At 61.3% G+C, this 19264-nt stretch carries 22 protein-coding genes, 1 other RNA gene and 1 riboswitch; of the genes, 15 read left to right on the top strand and 8 right to left on the bottom strand.

Going from position 1 to position 19264, the window contains the following annotated elements; all coding sequences use genetic code 11:
• From tpiA to NUW23_04235, 10 genes are all read left to right on the top strand, one after another.
• The coding region (gene tpiA, locus NUW23_04280; GenBank protein MCR4425393.1) for a triose-phosphate isomerase at positions 1-623 on the top strand (623 nt) is incomplete at its 5' end.
• A 56-nt stretch (positions 624-679) separates the two neighbouring features.
• Positions 680-1963, top strand: coding sequence for a phosphopyruvate hydratase (eno, locus tag NUW23_04275; GenBank protein ID MCR4425392.1), 1284 nt, complete (start codon positions 680-682; stop codon positions 1961-1963).
• 97 nt (positions 1964-2060) lie between these two features.
• Positions 2061-3041, top strand: coding sequence for a P1 family peptidase (locus NUW23_04270; protein MCR4425391.1), 981 nt, complete (start codon positions 2061-2063; stop codon positions 3039-3041).
• Between the two features lie 129 nt (positions 3042-3170).
• Positions 3171-3707 carry an ECF transporter S component gene (locus tag NUW23_04265; protein MCR4425390.1) on the top strand — a complete coding sequence of 179 codons (537 nt, stop codon included), beginning with the start codon at positions 3171-3173 and terminating at the stop codon, positions 3705-3707.
• Positions 3708-3817: 110 nt separating this feature from the next.
• Positions 3818-4039: a preprotein translocase subunit SecG gene (secG, locus tag NUW23_04260; GenBank protein MCR4425389.1), complete on the top strand. Its 222-nt coding sequence runs from the start codon at positions 3818-3820 to the stop codon at positions 4037-4039.
• A gap of 146 nt (positions 4040-4185) precedes the next feature.
• Positions 4186-5703 (top strand): long-chain fatty acid--CoA ligase, encoded by a 1518-nt coding sequence (locus NUW23_04255; protein MCR4425388.1) that lies wholly within the window; start codon positions 4186-4188, stop codon positions 5701-5703.
• 28 nt (positions 5704-5731) lie between these two features.
• Positions 5732-6283: an HDIG domain-containing protein gene (locus NUW23_04250; GenBank protein ID MCR4425387.1), complete on the top strand. Its 552-nt coding sequence runs from the start codon at positions 5732-5734 to the stop codon at positions 6281-6283.
• A gap of 48 nt (positions 6284-6331) precedes the next feature.
• Positions 6332-6805: an SsrA-binding protein SmpB gene (gene smpB / locus NUW23_04245; GenBank protein MCR4425386.1), complete on the top strand. Its 474-nt coding sequence runs from the start codon at positions 6332-6334 to the stop codon at positions 6803-6805.
• A 101-nt stretch (positions 6806-6906) separates the two neighbouring features.
• Positions 6907-7260, top strand: a transfer-messenger RNA (tmRNA) gene (ssrA, locus tag NUW23_04240).
• 214 nt (positions 7261-7474) lie between these two features.
• On the top strand, positions 7475-9139 hold the full coding sequence (locus tag NUW23_04235) for an alpha/beta hydrolase-fold protein (protein ID MCR4425385.1): 1665 nt from the start codon (positions 7475-7477) through the stop codon (positions 9137-9139).
• 140 nt (positions 9140-9279) lie between these two features.
• Here NUW23_04235 and NUW23_04230 read toward each other — a convergent pair whose 3' ends face one another.
• Genes NUW23_04230 through NUW23_04220 form a run of 3 tightly spaced genes read right to left on the bottom strand, consistent with a single transcriptional unit; the run spans position 9280 to position 11129 of the window.
• Entirely contained in the window at positions 9280-10239 is a 960-nt protein-coding gene (locus tag NUW23_04230; GenBank protein MCR4425384.1) for a hypothetical protein, read from the bottom strand.
• Positions 10240-10255: 16 nt separating this feature from the next.
• The gene (locus tag NUW23_04225) at positions 10256-10744 is read right to left on the bottom strand and encodes a prepilin-type N-terminal cleavage/methylation domain-containing protein (GenBank protein ID MCR4425383.1); all 489 of its coding nucleotides are present in this window, start codon (positions 10742-10744) and stop codon (positions 10256-10258) included.
• Positions 10710-11129 carry a type II secretion system GspH family protein gene (locus NUW23_04220; protein MCR4425382.1) on the bottom strand — a complete coding sequence of 140 codons (420 nt, stop codon included), beginning with the start codon at positions 11127-11129 and terminating at the stop codon, positions 10710-10712. Before NUW23_04220 ends, NUW23_04225 begins: the two co-directional genes overlap by 35 nt.
• 77 nt (positions 11130-11206) lie before the next feature.
• A riboswitch (cyclic di-GMP riboswitch) is annotated at positions 11207-11295 on the bottom strand.
• Positions 11296-11577: 282 nt separating this feature from the next.
• Here NUW23_04220 and rnhC point away from each other — a divergent pair.
• Positions 11578-12510, top strand: a complete 933-nt coding sequence (gene rnhC, locus NUW23_04215) for a ribonuclease HIII (protein MCR4425381.1) — start codon at positions 11578-11580, stop codon at positions 12508-12510.
• A 305-nt stretch (positions 12511-12815) separates the two neighbouring features.
• Positions 12816-13334 (top strand): hypothetical protein, encoded by a 519-nt coding sequence (locus tag NUW23_04210; GenBank protein ID MCR4425380.1) that lies wholly within the window; start codon positions 12816-12818, stop codon positions 13332-13334.
• Between the two features lie 31 nt (positions 13335-13365).
• On the opposite strand, the gene NUW23_04205 is transcribed toward NUW23_04210, so the two are convergent.
• Positions 13366-14031 carry a hypothetical protein gene (locus NUW23_04205; GenBank protein ID MCR4425379.1) on the bottom strand — a complete coding sequence of 222 codons (666 nt, stop codon included), beginning with the start codon at positions 14029-14031 and terminating at the stop codon, positions 13366-13368.
• Positions 13976-14473 (bottom strand): hypothetical protein, encoded by a 498-nt coding sequence (locus NUW23_04200; protein ID MCR4425378.1) that lies wholly within the window; start codon positions 14471-14473, stop codon positions 13976-13978. Before NUW23_04200 ends, NUW23_04205 begins: the two co-directional genes overlap by 56 nt.
• A gap of 142 nt (positions 14474-14615) precedes the next feature.
• Between NUW23_04200 and NUW23_04195 the strand changes: the two genes are divergently transcribed.
• The 3 genes from NUW23_04195 (at position 14616) to NUW23_04185 (ending at position 17134) form a co-directional block, all read left to right on the top strand.
• Positions 14616-15794 carry an FprA family A-type flavoprotein gene (locus tag NUW23_04195; protein ID MCR4425377.1) on the top strand — a complete coding sequence of 393 codons (1179 nt, stop codon included), beginning with the start codon at positions 14616-14618 and terminating at the stop codon, positions 15792-15794.
• Positions 15795-15874: 80 nt separating this feature from the next.
• Complete coding sequence (locus NUW23_04190; GenBank protein ID MCR4425376.1) at positions 15875-16168, top strand: DUF6504 family protein; 294 nt, start codon at positions 15875-15877, stop codon at positions 16166-16168.
• Between the two features lie 18 nt (positions 16169-16186).
• On the top strand, positions 16187-17134 hold the full coding sequence (locus NUW23_04185) for an ADP-ribosylglycohydrolase family protein (GenBank protein ID MCR4425375.1): 948 nt from the start codon (positions 16187-16189) through the stop codon (positions 17132-17134).
• Positions 17135-17156: 22 nt separating this feature from the next.
• On the opposite strand, the gene NUW23_04180 is transcribed toward NUW23_04185, so the two are convergent.
• The 3 genes from NUW23_04180 to NUW23_04170 are packed head-to-tail and all read right to left on the bottom strand — an operon-like array spanning position 17157 to position 19058.
• Positions 17157-17933, bottom strand: a complete 777-nt coding sequence (locus NUW23_04180) for a hypothetical protein (protein MCR4425374.1) — start codon at positions 17931-17933, stop codon at positions 17157-17159.
• A complete protein-coding gene (locus NUW23_04175; GenBank protein MCR4425373.1) occupies positions 17933-18847 on the bottom strand; it encodes an ABC transporter ATP-binding protein in 915 nt (304 codons plus the stop codon). The genes NUW23_04180 and NUW23_04175 overlap by 1 nt, the downstream gene beginning before the upstream one ends.
• Entirely contained in the window at positions 18840-19058 is a 219-nt protein-coding gene (locus tag NUW23_04170; GenBank protein MCR4425372.1) for a PLD nuclease N-terminal domain-containing protein, read from the bottom strand. The genes NUW23_04175 and NUW23_04170 overlap by 8 nt, the downstream gene beginning before the upstream one ends.
• Positions 19059-19264: the final 206 nt, after the last annotated feature.

Below are 19264 nucleotides of genomic sequence, written 5' to 3'. Positions count from 1 at the left end.
CGGACAAAGTGCGCGGAACCGGAATTGCCGTGGGGGCCCAGGACGTTCACTGGGAATCCAAAGGAGCGTTCACCGGTGAAGTCTCATGTGAGATGCTGGTGGACGCCGGATGTACTTACGTCATCATCGGCCATTCAGAGCGGCGCGCCATGTTTGGTGAGACGGACGACTCGGTGAACCGGAAGATCAAGGCTGCACTAATGGCGGGACTCATTCCCATCGTGTGCGTGGGTGAGACCCTGGAACAGCGCGAAGCCGGGAAAACTGAAGGCCTTGTCGCCGGGCAGGTCCGCGCAGCCTTCGCCGGCGTCAGCCCGGAGGGGGCAGCGAGGATCGTCATCGCCTACGAGCCCATCTGGGCAATTGGGACCGGGAAAGCGTCCACCGGAGCCGATGCTGCCGCGGTAGCCAGGCTGATCCGTGACACGCTGGCAAGCCTGTACTCTGAGGGTCTGGCATCAGCTCTGCGGATTCAGTACGGTGGCAGTGTCAAACCCGGTAACATGGCCGAATTCGCCCGGGAACCCGACATCGACGGAGCGCTCGTAGGTGGAGCAAGTCTCGTCGCCGGGGAGTTTGCCGAGATAGTCAGGACAACCGTAGGCCAGCACAAACGAGACTAGAGAAAGGAGCGGAGGCGGGGATGGGAACTCGAAAGACCTGCCCCGCCGGACTGCCGATGACAACCATCAGTGATGTCTACGCCCGGGAGATTCTCGATTCCAGAGGCAACCCCACGGTCGAAGTGGAGGTTACTCTTGCCGACGACACTGTGGGGCGTGCATGTGTCCCGTCTGGGGCGTCCACCGGTCAGCACGAGGCGCTCGAGCTCCGAGACGGGGATCGCGGAAGGTACCTGGGTAAAGGCGTGACCAAGGCCGTCGACAATGTCAATGGCCCCATAGCAGACGAGCTCGTCGGGATGGACGCAAGGGAGCAGGCCGCCATCGATCAGACTATGATTGAGCTTGATGGAACCCCCAACAAGGAGAAGCTCGGGGCGAACGCCATCCTCGGAGTGTCGCTCGCCGTGGCGCACGCGGCCGCGGAATCCGTGGGGCTTCCACTCTACCAGTACCTGGGCGGCGTGAACGCAAGAACGCTCCCGGTGCCGATGATGAACATCCTCAATGGGGGCAAACATGCTGACAACAACGTGGACATCCAGGAGTTCATGATCGTACCGGTGGGGGCGGATTCATTTGCCGAGGCACTGCGGATGGGAGTGGAGGTTTTCCACAGCCTGAAATCTGTCCTCAAGAAGAAAGGTCTGTCGACCGCAGTCGGCGACGAGGGAGGGTTCGCGCCGAATCTGGAATCCAACGAGGAAGCCATCGCCACGATCGTGGATGCTATCGAGAAGGCAGGCTATGCCCCGGGCAAGGACGCGTTCGTGGCCCTAGACCCTGCCGCAAGCGAGTTCTTCCGGGACGGCAAGTACGTGCTTGCTGGTGAAGGCCGTGAGCTAGACGCAGCCGGTATGGTCGATTACTACGAGGATTTGATCTCCAAGTACCCGATACTCTCGATCGAGGACGGCTTCTCCGAGGACGACTGGGACGGGTGGAAGCTTGCCACGGAAAGGCTTGGGAACCGGGTCCAGCTCGTCGGGGACGACCTGCTCGTCACCAATACGGAACGCATCAAACGTGCCATCGAATTGGGGGTAGCCAATTCGGTTCTGATCAAGGTGAACCAGATAGGTTCGCTGACCGAGACCCTCGAGGCGATAGAGATGGCCAAGAGGGCTGGGTACACTGCTGTGATATCCCACAGGTCTGGAGAGACCGAGGACACAACCATAGCGGATCTCGCGGTAGCCACAAACGTCGGGATGATCAAGACGGGCGCACCGTCGAGATCCGAGAGGGTCGCCAAGTACAACCAGCTTCTCAGGATAGAGGACCTGCTGGGTGACCATGGCATCTTTGCTGGAATGGATGCGTTCCACTCCATTGGCTAGAGAACGCGAAGGATAAACGTGGTCTGTGGCGTATAGATACTCTATGGGCGCGGCCCGCGGCCGCGCCCATACCACGCGAACGGAAGAGGGGCTGGGGTTGTACGGGATTACGCATGTTCCTGGGGTCCTAGTCGGCCATGCTCACGATGAACGCGGGCTTACAGGGTGCACTGTGGTCCTGACCGTGGACGGTGCTACGTGCGGACTCGACGTCCGGGGGTCCGCACCAGGAACGCGCGAGACAGACCTGATGCGCCCGTGCAACCTCGTGCAGAAGGCACAGGCCGTGGTGCTGGCCGGAGGCAGTGCCTACGGTCTGGACGCGGCCTCCGGGGTCATGCAGTTCCTCGAAGAACGCGGCCACGGATTCCCGACTCCGTTTGGCCTTGTCCCTATAGTCGGAGCGGCGGTAATCTACGACCTTGGCATAGGGGATTCCAGGTGCCGGCCTGACCCTTCGATGGGACGACAAGCCTGCCTGGCAGCGTCCTCGGGCCCATGCCCTGAGGGGAACATCGGGGTTGGGATGGGAGCGACGGTCGGAAAGGCCCACGGCCAGGAGTATGCCATGAAAGGCGGCGTAGGCACTTTCGCCGTCGAGCTCCAGGGAGAGGAACCCGGGCAGGGACCTTGGGTAGGGGCGATCGCCGTGGCAAACTGTCTCGGAGACGTTGTGGATCCCGGCTCCGGCGAAATCATTGCCGGAGCGTACGACCGAACTCGGCGGGCTTTCATGGGGCCTGGCAACGTGGCGGCATTTCCAACCAACACGACTCTGGCAGTGGTTGCCACTGACGCGCTGCTCGACCGGGAGGGTGCGTGCAAGGTGGCCCAGATGGCGCAGGACGGTATTGCCAGGGCGGTCAGACCGGCGCATACTATGTACGACGGGGACGTGGTCTTCGTATTGTCAACCGGGACTCGGCTTGTGAGTAAGGACCGCGCGGCCCACCTGACTGCGGTGGGAGCCGCCGCCGCGGAGATGGTGGCAGCGGCGATTCTAAGGGCGGTCGAGGCCGCGACCACTCTGGGCGGGTGCCCAGGAGCTCAGGAGGTGTCTGTGAGGGCAGGGTCATAGCCTGACGGTGTATCGCGGGGCTTGGATCACCCTGGACCGGGACCCCGCACCAGCTTTCATGCCGGCAGGTTTCTCCGCAGCCAAGTATCGTCCGGCACCCTGCAAAGGGGCTGGAACGGAGGTGTTACCGTGAAACTCAGTGTAGATCAGATTGCCATCTCGGGAATCCTGGTATCCCTGACTCTCGTTCTCGGGGTGACCGGTATCGGGTTCATCCCCTTGCCCACGCCCGCGGGTGCGGCCACCCTGATGCACATGCCTGTGGAGCTTGCAGGCATTCTCGAAGGACCTATCGTCGGCCTATTCGTCGGGCTCATTTTCGGCCTCTTCACTCTCCGGTTCCTCGGTGATCCGAGGGTAGTGATTCCAGCACGGCTCCTGATTGGCGTTGTGGCATACTTGGTTTACCGCATCTGTGGCAGGAGATCCTGGAGCATTCCCATCGCCGCGGCCGCGGGGAGTCTGACCAACACCGTGGGCACTCTGGGGCTTGCAGTCTACTTCGGGTACTTTCCCCTGCGCGGGCAGGGTGGGGCGCTGTCCATCGCGGTGGTTCAGGGCGTGCCAGAAGCGATCGTTGCAGCGCTAGTGCTGACTCCCGTGGTCATTGCAGTCAACAAGATGAGGGAGGGCAGCCGGGGGCAACGCAAGAGAATTCGAGTGTAGAGGCTTTGGTGCCGGCGCTTGGCGCCGGACACTTCTGGCGTCGGACAAGTTGCAGGTGTTCCTGCCGTGTGGTAGAATGAGCGCAGTCGGATACATGGGGGGTTGGGCGCGTGCTCCAGACAATCCTGGTCATCATACAGTTTCTGATCTCGATCGGGCTCATTGCCGTCGTCATCCTCCAGCCGAGCAAGGGCGAGGGGCTCGGTTCGATAGGCGGCGGCGGGCAGCTTTTCTTCTCCAAGCAGAAGGGGTTCGAGGCTTTCCTGGATCGGGCGACTACCTGGGTCGCAGTGGCATTCTTGGTCACGTCGATCCTCTTTGTCTTCTTGTAGTCCCTTCCCTACCGCATGCGGAGACCGGTGAGCCTCGCACTCATGCAGGGTGCGGGGCTTGGTTTTTTGTGATGCGTCCGGGCGAGACCGCGGCAGTGGAATCGGACATGCAGTTGACTCCACGTTATCGAGTGGGAGGCGGGCTGATGGATCTCCACGGCATCATATCCCGGGCGGCCGAGCGTGCCCCCGGAAAAACTGCCCTCATATTCCGCGAGCGGGAGACCACCTACGCTGATCTCGTGCGGACGGTCGAGGGCAGAGCACTCGGTCTTCTGGCGGAGGGAGTGCGGCCGGGTGACAGGGTGGGCATACACCTTCCCAACAGCCCGGAGTTCGTCGAGGCCTATTTCGCCGTCACTTCCCTCGGTGCAGTGGCAGTGCCCATGAACACACTGCTCAAACAGGCCGAACTCGGGCACATCCTGTCCGATTCCGGCACGAAGACTGTGATTACGACAGGCAACACCCGGTTTCCCGGGGTGGAGAGGCTGGTACTCGTCCGGCACGCCGGGTCGGTGCCCGCCCGTGTGGTGACCCCGGGGGCAACCGTAAGGAGGTGGGAGGACATCTGGCGGGGCGGGGACTTGCCGGTGGCCGATCGAGAGCGTGAACTCGCCGTAGTGCTATACACGTCAGGAACCACTGGACGCCCCAAGGGTGCCATGCTCACCCACGCCAACCTGGTGAGCAACGCGGAAGGAATAGGGCTTGCTCTCGATGCCGGACCGCGTGATGTTCATCTGTGCGTCCTGCCGATGTTCCACACCTTCGCGGCGACGGTATGCATGAATATGCCTCTCCTCACTGGCGGCACCATCGTGATAATGGACCAGTTCGTGCCAGCCGGCGTCCTCAGGTTGATTGAACAGCACCGTGTCACGGTGTTCGCCGGGGTGCCCGCGATGTATGTGGCGTTGAACAACGCAAGAGACGGACGGGGGAGGGATCTCGGGTCACTGCGGGCGTGCGTGGCCGGAGGTGCGGCCCTGCCCATGGATGTGTTCAGGCAGTTTGAGGAGAGATTCGGGGTCAGGATAGTGGAGGGATATGGCCTGTCGGAGGCCGCGCCAGTTGTCTCGGTCAACCCGGCCTGTGGTCCCGTCAGGCCGGGATCAGTCGGCCTGCCAATACCGGGCGTTAGAGTGCGGGTGGTCGACGAGGCCGGCAGGGACGTACCCCCTGGCGAGGTGGGAGAGATCCTGGTTCAGGGGCCAAACGTGATGATCGGGTATTACGGGCTCGATCTTGAGACGCGCGAGGCCATGCTGGGCGGGTGGCTTCGCACGGGCGATCTGGGGCGGGTAGACGGGGACGGCTACCTCTACATCGTGGACCGGAAAAAGGACCTGATCAACGTGGGAGGATACAAGGTCTATCCGAGGGAGGTTGAGGAGACCCTCTATAGGCACCCTACGGTCATGGAAGCGGTGGCGGTGGGTCGGCCGGATCCCGCCCGGGGCGAGGTCGTCGTCGCCCACGTGGCGCTCGGGCCGGGGGCCCAGGTATCCAGCCGTGACCTGATTGCTTTCTGCCGGAGACATCTGGCGAACTACAAAGTGCCTGTGGAAATCATGTTCCGGGAGTCCCTTCCGAAGACTGGGTCAGGCAAGCTGGCCAGGCGCCTCCTCAGGGAAGAGTCTGGGCCCGCCGCGGCGAACTGAGCCGTAAGCTGATAGGAGAGTGATTGTGTTGACAAGGGAAGAAGCACTCGCGGCAGTCAAGGCACACGTGAAAAACAAGAACTTGATAAAGCACATGATCGCCGCGGAAGCATGCATGGAGGCGTTGGCAAGGAAGTTCGGCGAAGACGAGACCAAGTGGGGCCTTTCCGGCCTGTTTCACGACATCGACTACGACACCACTGCCGATGATCCAGCGCGACACAGTGTGGTTGGGGCGGAGATCCTCGAGAAACTGGGTGTGGACCCAGAGATCGTCTACTGTGTCAAGGTGCACAATGATTACCATGGTGTGCCCAGGCTCTCGCTGATGGACAAGGCACTCCACGCAGTGGATCCCCTGACCGGGCTGATTGTGGCGTCCGCCCTGATACATCCGGCCCGGAAGCTGGCTGCCATCAATGCGGAATTCGTACTCAACAGGTTCCGCGAGAGCGGCTTTGCGCGAGGTGCGAGGCGAGAGCAGATCCGCAGATGTGAGGAGATCGGGCTGACCCTGCAGGAGTTCGTGGAGATAGGCGTGACGGCGATGCAAGAGAAGGCGAGGGAACTGGGCCTATAGGCCGGGAAGACCTTTTGTAGGCCCACGTACGGGCTGGAGGTGAACGGGATGACGGAGAAAGGGCCGGAGGAGAGACTCGTCACAACGAACAGGCGGGCACGGCATGACTACTTCATAGAAGAGACTTTCGAGGCTGGCATAGCCCTGACCGGAACCGAAATACAGAGTGTCCGGCGGGGCAAGGTGAGCCTCACTGACGCTTATGCCGAGGTGCGTGGGGGAGAGGTCTTCCTGGTCAATTCCCACATAAGCGAATACGATTATGGAAACAGGTTCAACCACGACCCCAGACGTCCGCGTAAGCTCCTTCTGCACAAGACCCAGATTCGTCGGCTCGACTCGAGGGTGAGGGAGAAAGGCTTCACGGTTGTGCCTCTCAGTATGTACCTCGTCCGGGGGTTGGCGAAGGTCGAGATCGCTCTGGCGCGGGGGAAGCGACTCTACGACAAGCGTGAGGATATCGCGAAACGTGAGGCCAGCCGGGAAATAGAGAGGGAGTCTAAGCTCACAAGGAGGGAGTAGTGCCGGGCGGACGGCGCGACTGGGCGCGGTATGCCTTCAAAGTGCGTGCGGGCACGCTTGCCCTGGACACCTGGGCATAGTATAATCAAGATGTGTCTTGTGGGGGCGTTACGGTCTCGACGGGGAGCGTTGCGCGAAGAGCGGCGAGCCGAGATCCCACCTGCTCGTTAATCGGTGGAAGCACGATAAGTGCCAACAACAATTACGCCTACGCTGCCTAACTAACTAGGCAGCCGTCCGACCCGGGCTTATCCTGGGAGCCTGGCAAGGGCGTCATCTAAACCAGGATGCTCGCGCACCAATTCTCGGAGGTGCGCGATAAGAGTATCGGGATAGCCGCCGGGCAGCGCGTCCGTGCGCGACTTCGGCTGCGAACTCTAGTACACGGGCTACGCTCGTAGAAGTTCTTCAAGTGACCTCTTCGGACCCGGGTTCAACTCCCGGCGCCTCCACCAAGGTTTGATCCACCGGACTGTCCGGTGGATCTTTTTCTTTGCATGAAGCACATGGAGCATGATCCAGGGTTGGCCGGGCCTACGGTGTTTGCAGTGGGACGCTGGAACAAACAGGCGATTGCAGCGCAAACGATCTGGGGTTGACATGATCCGAATAGTAATGCATTATGAATGGATAGACATACATAGGAAGGAGAGACACACAGTGAAACGGATGCTGTATGTGGTCTTGAGCTTGGCTATCCTCGCAGCAGTAGGGACGACGAGTGCATGGGCTGCTCAAGCCGAGCGGAGCCTGGAGTTCGAGATCAGTTTCCCCGGTTCGGCCAACCCAGGCCCGCTCACCGGCCGGGTCTTCGTCATAATCTCAACAGACGGTGAATCGGAGCCCAAAGACCAGGTGGATGTGACCGGGGTTCCCATCTGGGGAAAGAACGTCAGGAACGTAGCTGCAGATGAGGCAATGACCATAGCGGCCGGGGACCCTGAGGTCGCCGGGTACCCCTTTGCGAGCATCGCTGACATTCCTCCGGGTGAATACTTCGTACAGGCCTTCTTCACAGTGTACACCACGTTCCACCGGGCGGACGGCCACACGGTCGAGCTGTTCCTGGATACCGGGGCAGGCGGACCGCAAAGAATGTTCAGTGGCCCGGGCAACCTCAAAAGCGCAGTGCAGAAGGTCAAGATCGACCCTGCGACCACAGGCAAAGTCGTGCTGTCCCTTACGGAAGTGATTCCGCCTGTGAGGCCGCTTGAGGAAGGGCAAGTGCTCCAGCAGGGTAATCCGGTTGACACCGAGTTCGTGAAGTACGTCAAGATCCAGAGCAAGCTTCTCACGGAGTTCTGGGGACAGCCCATGTACTTGGGGGCCAACATTCTCCTTCCGAGGACCTATCATACACACCCCGATGCGTACTATCCCGTGTGGTACCAGCAGGGCCATTGGCCCGGTGAGCGGGCGCCTCTCCGTTTCGGGCAGGGCCGGCCGTTCGACAAGTTCTGGATGTCCGATGAGTGCCCGCAGATGGTCGTGGTGGAGTTCAGAGATGCGAATCCCTACTATGGCACGTCCTATTCGGTCAACTCCGCCAATCTCGGCCCATATGGGGATGCCATCATAACGGAGCTGATCCCCTACATCGAACAGAACTTCCGGGTGATCCCCGAGGGCTGGGCGCGCCTTCTGAGCGGCGGGTCCACCGGAGGGTGGGAGGCGCTGGCCCTGCAGGTCTGGTATCCCGAGTTCTTCGGAGGGACTTGGCCTCTCTGCCCAGACTCGGGTGATTTCCGGGCGTACCAGCTTGTGAATATCTACGAGGACACCAATGCCTATTACCGGGAGTATGAGTGGGTGAAAGTTGAGCGGCCCAGTTCGAGGGATATCGATGGGGATGTGAGATTCACCATCAAGCAGGAGAACGACTGGGAACGCGCCTTGGGAACGAACAGCCGATCTGGCGGGCAGTGGGCTATTTGGGAGGCAGTGTACAGCCCGGTCGGTCCGGACGGCTATCCTGCCCCGATCTGGGATCCTGTAACCGGCGAGATCAACCGCGACGTGGCCGAGTACTGGAAAGAGAACTACGACATCCGCTACAAGCTCGAGAGGGAATGGGCGACCCTCGGGCCCGAGCTTGTGGGGAAGATCCACATAAGAATCGGTGACATGGACAACTACTATCTCAATAACGGCGTCTACTATCTCCAGGAGTTTCTGGAGTCGACAAAGGACCCGTATTACGATGGGTATGTGAAGACATTCCCACGCATGGGACATACGGGCAACATCACAAACGAGGAACTCCTGGCCGAAATGGCTGAACACCTTGTGAAACACGGCCCGAAGGGTACTTCGGAACTGCTCTGGCTGAAGTAGTCAGACGGCCCCGGACGACACCGGATCCAGCTCCAGGCGGCCCGCGCGTACGTCCGGACAGCTGACCGTCGACCGGGAAGAAGCAGGGGAGGCGAGGATCGCCTCCCCTGCTTGCATAGGAGTGCCCGGCCTGCCCAGAATCATCTGCGCCAGGATACCGACCATCTCGACCCCATGGGCTCGTTCGGCATGAGGCTCCACCCCGAATCCTGGTAGACGAGGGACAGGTTGTTCTTACACTCGAAAGAACCTTCGACGATCATGTTGCCCACCAAAGACATGCTGTTCTTGATTTGGACGTCACGTCTGACGATGATGTGAGTCTCACCAGTTGTTGTCGCGGTATTCTTGGCCTCCATTCTGCCGTTCACAAGGAGCACGAGGTTGCCCTCGAGCAGCAGGTTGTTCTTGGCCAGCAGGTCGCCGTCTATGAAGATGATGCCCCACCCCGACGGGCACCTGATGACCAAGTCGTTCTCGATCTGCAGACCTCCGAACGTGCCTGCGTAGTAGTTTGTGCCGGTGACGGTCATCGTGTTCCCGCTGACCGCGGGCGGCGGGTATGTGTTGTAGTCGGCCGGCGCGAATACTGGGAAGACCTGAGGGCTATAAGGCAGGAGGAAGAACCCGGGGTCCACTGCCACGCCAGTGATGGGGCCTCCCGAGACCACGTCGGCCCCTCGGACGATGTTGTTGTTCTGTCCCCAGATGAAGTCACCTGCATAGATCCCGCACTGATACACGTCTGTGTAGACGACGAGCTGGACAGTGGCGGACGCTCCACCCACCGTGGCGGTGGACGTGATCACGTAGGTCGTGCCCTGCCTGTCGATAGTGCCTGTAGCGGTTGCCGTGCCCACCTGTTCGCTGAAGGGCCGGTCTACTCGGTACGACACATCCGTCTTGAGCCTGTGGTACACCTTTTCCGCGCCGCCCTCAGCGATGAGAAGTGCCTGCGCACGGTTGCGGGTTGCCGCACTTGTCTGATACGCCGCTGTGGCGGCTGAGAGGAGTGCAGCACTGAGGAGACCCACTGCCACCAGCGCAATCATGGCCAGCACCATGGCCGAGCCACGTTCATCCCTTCTGACGGGCTTCACCAGCACCTCCTCCTTTCTATCTGCGCAAGGTCACGACGGTCCTGGCGGTGTAGGATCTCGTGCCGTCACTGCAGGTGATGCCGATGCTGTAGGAGTCAGTCCCCGCCTCGGACACCGAAAAATCGGTCACATCCGATGCGACGACGGCGAACTCCACGCTGCCCGACGGCAGGGCGGTCTGTACTGTGAGATTCGACCCGTCACGGGCGAAGATGTATGTGTAGGACCCTGACTCAGTCATGACCGTGGCCTTGAGACCTGACGGAGGCCCTTCCAGGATCTCTGCGGTGTTTGCCCGGCGCACCCTGGAAGTGACGTTGAACAGGGCCACATTTGCCGAGTGTTGCATAGCGCTCGAGGAGGACGTCACGCGCCACGTGGAGAGAGAACCCGAGAGGACCGCGCTCAGCGCAGCGAGGATCATCACCGAGACTGCCGCGGCTATCAGCACCTCGACAAAGGTAAACCCTCTATCGTTCAGCGAACACCGTCTGAAATCTGACACTCCTCATCTGCTCCTTCACTGCATAGCGAACTGTAACCGACACTGTCCAGTATCGGTTCGGAGCTGTGCCCGACTCAGTCACGGAGACTGACCGACGGAACAGGTGGTACCCAGCCTCGTCCAGAGCTGGTTGTTGCTGAGTTTCTGTCTGGTTTACCAGCAAGTCGTAGTCATGGTTGTTGAAATAGACCCGATAGAGTTCCAGGGTCTCGTTGGCCAGGTTGGCTGCGGTCTGGGCCCTCGAGGCCAACATATCGACGTCGACTGCTTGCCCCATGGAGTGGAGCAACGCTATGAGACCAGTGCCTACCAGGACGATGGCCACAATGACCTCAAGGAGCGTAAACCCACATTCGGACCGCCTGCAGGCCCTCACCACACTCATGAGTCTGGCCCCCTTCCTGGGTGCGCGAAACACGAGGCTCTCCCCCAAAGGGGAGAGCCAAACAAAACACCTCCCCTTCAGGCGGCCCGGCCAGCATGGGGATGAACATCCCTTTAGCCCCGTGACTTTGCGGCCCCGGCTTTCGACGGGTGTGCCTTTGTCATTTGGGGAACGCGCTCGGTGCAACCTATCGGTTTGATTGCATATTCTACACCCCTCGGTGTTTTCCTGCAGCCGCGCAGAAGTAGTTACAACTATCAGGCAATGCCATGAGCAGGCGCTGAACCACGGGTGATCCGGGTCCACTGCGGACATGAAGGAATTCGCTGTCGGTACGCGAAGATTCCCAACCATGCAAGCGGGAATGATACTTAAGAGGTGCGGCGTCCGCCCTGCCAGGTGGCTCTGCCGCATTTCTGGTGAATGAGCGACTGCGGTGGTGACAATCATGGGAAGATGGGAACCGGGCGCCGAAGCCGATGCCATCGGAGAGTTCGCCCGGTCGGTGGGATGGCAGGTGTTGGAGGACCGACAGATCCAGTCTGGGCGGCAGGTCACCATTGCGGGCGCGGAAGGTCGGGTATCAGTCGCGATCTATGGGTCAGGCAAAGGTCTTGTGCAGGGTGGATCGGAAGGCATGGCTCGGACGGTTGAGGCATGGTGGAAGGAGCGCTACCCTGGCAGACCCCTGGTGGTTGTGGCCGGGTCCAGGGGGCTTCCGAGGGAGTCCAGACTTCAGCCCGTCGGAACTGCCAGAGTCGGCGTGGACGAGTCGGGCAAGGGCGATTACTTCGGTCCGCTCGTGGTTGCCGCTGTATTTGTGGACCCGGAGACGGAGAAAGAAATCATCCACATGGGTGTCCGGGACAGCAAGCGCCTGTCTGCCGCCCGAATCGGGCCGATGGCCGTTGACGTTGCCAGCGCATGCCCACATTCGGTGGTGGTCATAGGTCCCAAGAGGTACAACGAGCTATACGCTCAGATGCAGAACGTCAACCGCGTCCTCGCGTGGGGGCACGCGAGATCGCTCGAGAACGTCCTGACTCGGGTAGATGCGGGACTCGCGGTGGCCGACCAGTTCGGGGACCGGTCGTACCTGGAGAAGGCGCTTATGAGCCGCGGCAGACAGGTCCGGCTTCAACAGCGCCCACGGGCAGAGGAGGACCCAGCCGTGGCCGCAGCCTCGATCCTGGCCCGCGCCGAGTTCCTGAGGCGGCTTGCCGCACTCTCGGCGAAGGTGGGCATGGACCTGCCCCCGGGGGCATCCGATCCTCGTATCCTCGAGGTCGCGCGACAGATTGTGGCGGACAACGGAGAGGCTGTCCTTGCTGAGGTCGCAAAAGTACACTTCAGGACGACTCGAGCAGTGCTCCCTGGCTAGGCTCCGATCACCGCCGGATCCCGGGAGCCTGCCTACCGCGACGAGGCGGAAGGTTATTCCCGCTGCTCCGGTGCGGAGGCGGCGTGTCCGGGTCAACGGCGGGCGCGGTTCCGTCGCCGGGCGGGCTGCCCAATACGCGGAGGGGGCACGTCTCGCATGGGCTAGCTGTGATGGCCGGATCGTTGGGCTTGCTCCATGGGAAATCACCTGTGGAGAAGACATCCGTGATGGTGTAAGATGATCTCTGCGCGGCACCTGAATGGGATTCCGTGCACCTGGAGGTACACTTTTGGGGGTGGAGACTCATGACCGACGAAAGGGATTCTGACATCCGGCGCGGCCGGACCACGGCGGGGCTACTGCTCATCGTGATCGGAGGCATCCTCCTTGCAGCGCAGATAGTGGACAGTAGGACGATGGGGCTCATGGTGCTGCCCTCGATCGGGCTGACCTTTCTGATATGGGGTATAGTCACGCGGCGGGCAGGCCTGCTCGTTCCCGGCGGGATACTTCTTGGGATTGGAGCGGGCGCCTACCTCGTCGATCTCCCATTCGCCGCAGTAGAAGAGCCTGCGAGAGGCGGGATCTTCCTTTTGGCGTTCGCAGGGGGATGGGTGCTGATCTCCGTCGCATCTGCGTTGTTCACCCCCACCGCCATGTGGTGGCCCTTAGTTCCCGGCGTCGTGCTTGCTGCGATCGGAGGCCCACTCGTCCTCGCCGGGACTGCACCCGAGGCGCTTGCGTGGATGGCAAAGCTGTGGCCGGTCGCCCTGATCCTCCTCGGCCTCGTTCTTCTTTTCACCGGGTTGGGTGTGCGAAAATGACGTGACGCTCGGTGGTGTTCTGCACGTGGGCCTAGGGCGTCCCGAAGGCCTCCCTGAGCGCCTTTGACACCTTAGGGTCGAGGGAGAAGAACCGATGGAAGTCCGCTTCTCCACCGAGATGCTGGCCTACCCAGCGTGAGACCGCATCCAGATACTGGCGGGTCCACTCGCCTCCCGCAGCCTGAAAGACCAAGAAGTCTGCGACTATGGCACCCGCCTCGAGCATCGAATGGATCTGGAACCCGGCGCGGTCCTGCTGTGAAATGCTGACGCTGGAGCGATCCATGCCAATGGCGCCCAAGACGATCAAATCGCTCAACACGTGGGTCAGCTCGTGGACGGCTGTGAAGTAACTCGGGTAAGGGGAGGCGCTCGGCTCAGGCAACGGGACTATCGCCCCGCCTGCCTGGCCCAACTGGACTCCGCGTCCGTTCTTCCAGATGGTCTCGGAGAGAACCACCGCTGTGCTTGCGAAAGGCTGCGAGTCGATGATCCGGGACGCGGCCGCTCGCCCGTGGGCATTCCAGAACCGCTCAAAGGCGGCCCTGGCATCTTCGCGCACGCGGGCTCCCGACCTCCAGTAGGCCTTGTAGAACGAAGCGTATTCCTCCGCCATCACTCGGACGAACACCGAGACTGCTTCACGGTCGGCAGGAGACATCATGGCCGCGAGATCCGCGGCAAGGGCGTGATGCATGCCGGACAACCCCGAGGAGTCCGCCGAACCCCCGGATGCTATATACTTGACCGCCTTGATGAGGTCCATCCACTGACGCGAAGACAACCGGGATCACCGTCAGAGCCTGTAACTGCATGCTGGCTGCGAAACGCGGGGCCGCAGGCGCCAGGGCGGCTCTGAGGTCAAGGTGGGCCGGCGGGTTCGTCATGCGGGCCTTGGCCGATCTGATTTGGGCGACGTAAGTGGCGTCGTAGTTCTCCGCGGCATTGCCGGGCATCGGAACATGGGCGAACAGGTGAAGGACCAAGTCGACGCATTCTGATGTGACGATAGCTGGCGCGGACGCGCGCGAAGGGGCTGCGCCCGCGACGAGCGCGATCCCTGCGATGAGACCGGCCAGCGCGGCCGCAGCGAGGGTCCCCCGGAGACGCACTTGGGCTCCAATCAAGACAGCGGACATATGAATCCGACCCCCGTTCCAGACAGAGCAGGTGATCCGCCCGAGCTTCAGTATGCCATCAAGCAGGATGGGGAAGTGAGTGCTGTCAATAAGTGGAGGCGCATGTTAGGTCCATATTATGATCACGGAGGGCGTCGTAATCATGAAGGCTAGGCCGATTCGCGAAGGCATCTGCTGGGTGGGCGCCGTCGACTGGGACAGACGGCTTTTCGACTCCCTGATTCCGCTTCCTGATGGGACAAGCTACAACGCATACCTCGTCCGGGGGCAAGACAAGACCGTGCTCCTGGATGCGGTCGACCCCACCATGGCACACGAGCTAATGTCGAAACTCGAGGAGACCGAGCGGGTGGACTACGTCGTGGCTCACCATGGTGAGCAGGACCACTCCGGATGCATACCCTTGGTGCTCGACAAGTTCCCCGGGGCAGTTGTCGTCGCATCACCCAAGGCGAAGACGTTCCTCATCGACCTTCTGCACATACCGGAGGATCGGTTCATGACAGTAGAGGATGGGGCCACGCTCGACCTGGGAGGGCGGACTATCACTTTCATCCACACTCCATGGGTCCACTGGCCCGAGACAATGGTGAGCTACCTCCAGCCTGATGGGATTCTGTTCTCCTGTGACTTCTTCGGGTCCCACTTGGCCACGAGTGATCTCTATGTCGCGAACGAGGCCAGGGTATACGAGGCCGCGAAGCGTTACTTCGCAGAGATCATGATGCCTTTCGCGAACGTGATCCAAAAGAACCTTGAGAAGCTTGCGCCTTACGACGTGAAGATGATCGCCCCGAGCCACGGCCCGATCTACGAGCGGCCGTCGTTCATCGTCGACGCATATAGGGAGTGGACTTCGGGACCGCCTGCAAACCTGGTGGCCGTTGCCTACGTGACTATGCACGGCAGCACCAAAGTCATGGTGGAGAGGCTCGTTGAGGCGCTCAGCCTTCGCGGTGTCGGGGTGCAGCAGTATGAGCTGACAGGGACGGACATCGGCAAGCTCGCCATATCCCTGGTTGACGCGGCGACAGTGGTGATAGGCACACCCACGGTGCTGGCTGGGGCGCACCCGCTTGCGGTCAACGCGGCCTTCCTGGCCAATGCACTCAGGCCGAGAGTGAGGTTCGTGTCTGTGTTGAACTCCCAGAGCTGGGGCGGGAAAGCGGTAGAACAGATCGCATCGACGATTACGAACCTCAAGGCCGAGATCTTGGAACCCGTCATATGCCGGGGGTTGCCTCGACAGGCTGACCTTGAGGCTGTCGATCGCCTTGCCGATAGTATCGCGGGCAAGCACAGAAGCCTGGGTCTTCTGTAGGCCTCTCCGGATGAGGGCGCTCGGGGGGCAAGAACCGGACCCGGGGCTGTGTCGGGCCCGAATGACAGGGCGGTGGGTTGGTGTCTGAGTTCGTGGGCAAGCCGGTCAAGGTATCCACAGACGCTGAGGGTGCAAGGCCGTTAGCTTTTGTATGCGAGGGCCGGATCGTGGCAGTCCGCGAGGTTCTCTCGGAGTGGCAGGACTGGGGCTTCGGAGGGACACACCCCGCTGCCCGGTCCTGGCGCACCCGCAGGCACCGGAACTACTTCAGACTCCTGGGCGAGGACGGAAAGGTGTACGAGATCTACCTGGATCGGGGCGGCAGGGCCAGGAAGTGGTACCTGTACCGGGTCCTCGACGGGCCGGATCAGTGAACGGGTGGGTGATGTGAACTGGACACGAGAGAGAGATACAGAGGCAGTCTTCTCGGGCTTGCGGTCGGGGACGCCCTCGGGGCCCAGGTCGAGTTCAAGAGCCCCGGTCCCTTCGAGCCGGTGGTGGACATGGTGGGCGGGGGTCCGTTCGGGCTCTCCGCGGGGCAGTGGACGGATGACACGTCTATGGCTCTCTGCCTGGCAGAGAGCCTGGTGGAAACGGGCGGGTTCGACCCCCAAGACCAGCTTGAGAGGTACGTGATGTGGCTCCGCGAGGGGCACCTGTCCAGCACTGGCCGGTGCTTCGACATCGGGAACACGGTCCACTCAGCCCTGCGCCGGTTCGAGCGAACGGGCGAGCCTTACTGTGGTTCTGAGGACCCGATGACCGCTGGAAATGGCTCAATCATGCGGCTTGCGCCTGTGCCCCTCTTCTATGCTGATTCCCCTGAGGAGGCTGTGGCCCGGGCGGCCGACAGCTCCCGGACGACCCACGCCGCCCGTGAGGCAGTGGACGCGTGTCGCTATCTCGCCGCCCTCATGGTCGGCGCGATCAAAGGGGCCACGAAAGACGAACTCCTGGGGAGCATGTTTGAGCCGGTGGCGGGGATCTGGAACAGAGAGCCTCTGGCACCGAAAGTGGCGGAGATCGCCCGTGGGTCGTTCCTCCGTAAGAATCCGCCTGAGATCAGGGGGACCGGGTATTGTGTTCAGTCCCTCGAGGCCGCCTTGTGGGCTTTTGGAAAGGGGCGGTCCTTCGAAGAGAGCGTTATTATCGCTGTGAACCTCGGGGACGACTCGGACACCACCGGTGCCGTCTTAGGGCAGCTGGCGGGAGCGTACTACGGCGAGTCTGGCATCCCTGAGCACTGGAGGGCGCGGTTGGCCATGCGCGAGGTAATCGAGGGGTTCGCGGACCGCCTTTGGGAGATGAGCAAGAAGAGCGGACGGATGAGGCGGAGGTGAGCCCGGGCGGGGCCTGCCTTGCTCAGCTTCTGGACACCACCTCCACTCTGTTCATCCGCCAGACAGTCAAGGCGGCGACCGCGGCGAGCTGAACGATGAGGGCCGTGGCGAGCACCCATCCATTCACTCCCTGCGAGATGCGGCCGAGAGTCGCCGCGTCCGAGATCAGGGAGTAAGAGATGTAGTTGCGGAACCGCGGAAGAGAGTAAAGCAGGGGGTCGAGGTAGCTTACGAGCAAGGCAATGAGCCCTGCGGCGAGAGGCCTTCGGAAGAGACTGCTCAGGAAGACCACCAGGAACACCCGGGTTACGAAGTAGGCTGAGAGGAGGGTCGCGCTCCTGAAAGCCTCGGCCAGTGTTGGGGAGTCCCCGGAGAAAAGCGCCAGTGCGTAGTAGTAGACGACCAGAAAGCCCAGGAAAGCTCCGGCCGCCACGACTATCCCGTAATGGAGAAGCTTTGCGAGGACCACTGCCTTGGGGTCGGCGCCTTGAGAGACGGGGAAGACCAGCTTGTTCTGGGCGAGTTCGTCCGCGAGAGCACCCATGAGGAGGAAGGCTACGAGCAGGTTTCCGAGTTGGAACATGTTGCGTATGTAGTTCTCACAGACATATGCGGGGTCGAACCTCATCAACGCCTCGGGGAACTCCGGCATCTGGCTCCGGACGATAGCGGGCATGAGTTTGAGGAGTATCGGCGTTGACACGGAGAAGAACAGGAAGAACGCGCCGACAACTAGGTACCTGTGCTGCCTCATCGACTCCAGCGTTTCCTTTCTGAGGTAAGCACCGAACGTCGCCATTACTCTCTCACCAGCCTCACGAAGATGTCCTCGAGGTTAGCCTGCCTGAGCTGGTATGAGGTGACCGACGCCTCCAGGCTTGCAAGCCGGGGCAGCAACCCCCGTTTCGCGCTCTCCAAGTCCGACACGTATATGGCCGCCCTGTCTCCCTCAACCGTCACTTTCTGCACCCACGGCAAGGTCTCGATCTCTTCGGGCGGGCCATCCAGCCGGCGGTCGAATCCTACGTCTATGATGGGTTGGATGTACCGGCTCCTCAGATTCTCCAGCCTATCTGTAACCAGGATCCTGCCGTCCTTTATGATGCTCACCGAGTCGCACGTTCGCTCCACGTCGTTGAGAATATGAGTCGAGAGGAATATGGTCATGCCTTCCTCTCTGAGCTTGCCGATGAGCTCCAGGACTTCGAGTCTTCCCCCGGGATCCAGGGCGGAGGTGGGCTCGTCCAGAAACAGAAGCTTGGGGCGGTTGTAGAGCGCAACTGCGATCCCAAGCCGCTGCTTCATCCCCCGCGAGAAGCTGCCGCAAGGCTTCCTGCCGGTCGCGGCGAGTCCCGTCACCCGGAGGAGCTCTTCGCACCTGTCCCGGTTATCCTGGGGACGAAACCCGGCTATCTCTCCGGTGAAAAGGAGATACTCCCGGGCGGACATATACCCGTAGAATGACGGGTTCTCCGGGAGATACCCGGTAAGCCCACGCAAGCGAGATCTGTCTGCCACCGCGTCCACGCCGTCGATGGTGATCGAGCCGGAATCGAAGCCGATGAGGCCGGCCAGGATGTTCATCGTAGTTGTCTTGCCCGCTCCGTTGGGCCCGAGAAACCCGAATACCTGACCGTCTTCAACTTCAAAGGTCACGCCGCGTAACACTTGTACGTGGTTGTAGGACTTGCAGAGGCCCTCGACCCTAAGCATTTCGGTCCTTCCTTCGTCCGAAGATCAGATAGGCCAGGGGCCCGAAGGTGGAGACGAACAGGATTATCAAGGCCCACGCCCACTTCGGGAGAGTGGAGGCCTCGTTCCTGGATAGAGAGATCAGGCAGTATGCCTTCAGCCCGGACTCCAAGACTACCAACGGAAGCAGCAGCCGAAGGAGTTCAGCCAGACTCATGCCTGCGAAAGCCATCCCCACCAGCCCCTAACGTTTGTGTGTGCAGATTGGGCTTTTCCGCACTAGAGATCTACGGTCACAGGCCTCGTGGCCGCCGGGGTAAAGGGGTGACGCGGCGAGACCGCACGGTCAGACCCTGGGTCCCCCTGCGGCCACCTCTTCGGATACCCCCGTGAACTTCGCGAAGTTCTTAGCGAACCTAGCGGCGAGCTGCGCGGCGG

The sequence above is a fragment of the Bacillota bacterium genome (genome assembly GCA_024655925.1).
Classification (GTDB): Bacteria; Bacillota; DTU025; order DTU025; family JANLFS01; genus JANLFS01.
Note: the sequence above shows the minus strand (reverse complement) of the source record. Positions and strands in the feature narration are given on the sequence as shown.